Below are 3,326 nucleotides of genomic sequence, written 5' to 3'. Positions count from 1 at the left end.
CCGATTTAATGTAAGCTGAAAATCGGGCAGACCAGCATAGCTATAAATCATCGCGTAAAGACCTTTGCTTGCCAAAGATAGAGATGAGTCACACAGGACAATATTCGATACTTCGGTATATTGAAAGCGAGTATTTTGTAGATTCATGGCGCTCATCTTCTTTCTGAAAAGATTTCCAAAGATTTTTTAAAAGTAAAAAAAGGTGCCATTAAGCCTGCAATTCGCCTAATGACACCTATACTTTCTTGAAAAAAAGTTTAAAATTTTTATCAAGTAGCTATTGACTTATACGTTGCTTTCCACTATAATGAAAATACGAAAAGCAATGCGCCATTGATGTTATCAACCTTCTCCAAAAGGTTTTTAACTGAGGCGCTGTATAGTCTAATGGTCTAGACTTGCCGTACACAAGATGCTCCAACATCTGTGGCGGATTGCTTTTTAGAACCGGTTGATTGGGGCTAAAATCAACCGGTTTTTTTAGTTTGAATTTATTATAGTCTGATTTTTGTAAATTGTCAAGTTTGGGTCAGATTAACAGGACAATGAACCGAAAATGCTATGGTGTACGCAACATTGCGTACACTTTTTTTTATGAATTTCGACATTGATTTTGAAATTTTTTACAGTAAACAAGTGAGATTGTTTTTATAGGAAAGTTTATAGGCAGCCGACATGGTAATTTTTTCAGTGTTGAGTAGCTCAATGAAGGCTTCATTGAGCCGTAATCGTTCTGGATTTAATAGTGGAGGTAGAAAGTCCTGTTTGTTTGGATAATTGAACAATGTGTTTTTTCACACCGCCTACACCTTCAGTTCAGTTAACAACCACGGAAAGAACTTGTAATTGACATATCATGTTAAGCAGGGCGATAGAGCGCTTATGAGTGTTTGTGATGATAAGTATACGGACTTCTTCCAATTCATTTTTGTAACTATGAACTTTGCAAGCAAGATAAACAGTCAAATAATACGAAATTATAATTTACGTCAGATTTAGAGAGAATACGTTTCAGAACGGTATCCCGCCCGATAATCATTTTTTAAATTGCGTCGACATTACCTTGTATGATGTCTAGGTTTATCTGTAGAGGTCTTACAAATACACCAACAGAGGTATCGACAATCGCGTAAGGTAATGTCTTATCAGACATTGGCGTTAGTTTCAAATTAGTGATTACATTCCTTTGGATATACATATCCACAACTGGAACTTTTTGCCGTGGTGTGTCAGTTCTCAGATAATATTCAGTATGAAAAAGGTTCATTTCTATAAAACGTGATTACGTACATTATACGAAAAATATAATTTACTATTGTATTTATAATTATGTTATATAGTAACAGTATAAAGCAATAGCAAATATGGAAAATGTGCGGTGTGAATTTGCAAGCATAGCATTTTTACGGAAAAATGGCTCTTGTTAGGGAGCGTCTCCCTAAGACCTTTGCTAAGCTGACACAAGAATTGACAAAAAAAGGGAAGTACATTATAATGTACATACAGGGAGGTGTTTAAAATGTTGAATACAAATATCACCAATTTCAGGAAGAATATTTTTACTTTATTGGAACAGACAATCAAGTACAATGAGCCAGTAAACATTAGTACAAAGGCAGGAAATGCGGTTGTTATCAGTGAAGAAGATTATAACGGTTTGATGGAAACGGTATATCTATCATCTATTCCACAACAGCGAGAGAAAATTATAGAGGGATTGCGTACACCGCTTGATGAGTGCTTGCCAGAAGATGGGGTGGAATGGTAGTGTATACAATCGTTTACACCAAAAAGGCAGCAAGTGATATACCGAAGTTAAAGGCGGCAAGATTAGATAATAAGGCAAAAGCCTTATTGGATGTCATTCGTAAAAATCCTTATCAGAACCCACCACCTTATGAAAAGCTGGTAGGAGACTTGCAAGGTGCATATTCCAGACGCATCAATATCAAACACCGCCTTGTTTATGAAGTTCTGGAAGAAGAACAGACGGTGAAGGTTATCAGTCTGTGGACACATTATGAATTTTAACTTAAAATTGCCATAGAATGGGATTAGTCCATAGTGTTTAGCATGTTCTGTAAGAATAAGGTGTTGGAACCTTATCGTAACAATTTGCTGAGCACTGTGGATTTTTTGTATCCAAATTGATTTTATAATCTGACATATAAAAATAACAGGTTTTCTAAAAAAGAAAACCTGTTATTGCAAAAATCGACAAATTTCTTTGAAAAAATATAGAATATTTGATATAATATAGACAAAGTTAGAAGGATGTCATTTTTGAAGAGTTTTGCGATACTCCTTCTCGTTTTGAAGCATAAGGGATAGCGACATAGAGTCATCACATTTTAGCAATTTTTGAGAAGATGCCTGCTGCGCTCCCAATTGTGCTCCCATTTTGGATAAGGCACGGATTTTTGAAGCTTGCCGTCCCTGCCGTGCCTGTTTGATGGAATATACCAACATAGCTTATACCTCTTTAGTTCCATTTTGACATAGTTTATGAACGAAATACCGCCTGATACTCTGTATTATATGCTAATATGGTGAAAAATGCAAGATATAAAACGGTGAAGGTTTGGTAAAAACATATAAAAGAGAAAGGAGCCGTGGGCGGTCAATTCACTCTCTACCCACAAAAGAATATGGAACGTTATCAAGAATCCAACTTCAAAGAGTATATCAGTCGAAAAATTGGAATTAAACTGCTTGATTTTCTTCAGATTCAATCCATTATGCCAGATTTTATGGAGTTATTAAAAGCCATAAGTATACAGCGTGAAAGGGCAAGCGGTTCCGGACAGTATATGACCGCGAACTATCATCTGATGCACGACAATATTTTTGGTATTTTGGGTGGACGAGGCAGCGGGAAAACCTCGGTACTATTTTCGCTGCGTGAATATCTGATGAAAGAAAATCAGAATGATATTATTTTGCCCATTATTTCTCCGGAACTCATCAGTGAAGGTTGTTCCATGCTTTCTTGGGTTTTATCTATGTTCCAAGAAACGGTATATAACATGGAAAAATGTATACGACAGCAACCTGATGTTCTCCATGAGGTTGAAAAGCGGTATCCCTCAAGAAAACATGACTGTTATACATTTGATGACTTTGATTTGCGCCAGGAATACGATGATATTTTACAGGAATGTGGGACTTTACGCGGTTTACAGGATATCCAGCCTTACGAATATGAAGATATGATTTCGTTGCGGGCACAGCATTCGCAAAGACAATACCATTTAATGAACCGGTTGAGCCAGTTTTGGGAAAAACTTGCTTTTTTACAGCAAAAAATTACCCATCAGGAGCATACA

General features: G+C 36.3%; 4 protein-coding genes. 3 read left to right on the top strand and 1 reads right to left on the bottom strand.

Annotated features, from left to right (window positions below):
- The first annotated feature begins 1,519 nt into the window (after window positions 1-1,519).
- Together Q0093_RS14775 and Q0093_RS14770 are read left to right on the top strand one after the other, a co-directional pair.
- On the top strand, window positions 1,520-1,768 hold the full coding sequence (locus Q0093_RS14775; protein WP_297932011.1) for a type II toxin-antitoxin system Phd/YefM family antitoxin: 249 nt from the start codon (window positions 1,520-1,522) through the stop codon (window positions 1,766-1,768).
- Window positions 1,762-2,031, top strand: a complete 270-nt coding sequence (locus tag Q0093_RS14770; RefSeq protein WP_297932009.1) for a Txe/YoeB family addiction module toxin — start codon at window positions 1,762-1,764, stop codon at window positions 2,029-2,031. The genes Q0093_RS14775 and Q0093_RS14770 overlap by 7 nt, the downstream gene beginning before the upstream one ends.
- A gap of 246 nt (window positions 2,032-2,277) precedes the next feature.
- Here the strand turns inward: Q0093_RS14770 and Q0093_RS14765 are convergent, their stop codons facing one another.
- The gene (locus Q0093_RS14765) at window positions 2,278-2,469 is read right to left on the bottom strand and encodes a hypothetical protein (RefSeq protein WP_297932007.1); all 192 of its coding nucleotides are present in this window, start codon (window positions 2,467-2,469) and stop codon (window positions 2,278-2,280) included.
- A 179-nt stretch (window positions 2,470-2,648) separates the two neighbouring features.
- Here Q0093_RS14765 and Q0093_RS14760 point away from each other — a divergent pair.
- Window positions 2,649-3,326: hypothetical protein (locus Q0093_RS14760; RefSeq protein ID WP_297932005.1), on the top strand; the 678-nt coding region annotated here is incomplete at its 3' end.

Source organism: uncultured Coprobacter sp. (assembly GCF_947855755.1).
GTDB lineage: Bacteria > Bacteroidota > Bacteroidia > Bacteroidales > Coprobacteraceae > Coprobacter.
Note: the sequence above shows the minus strand (reverse complement) of the source record. Positions and strands in the feature narration are given on the sequence as shown.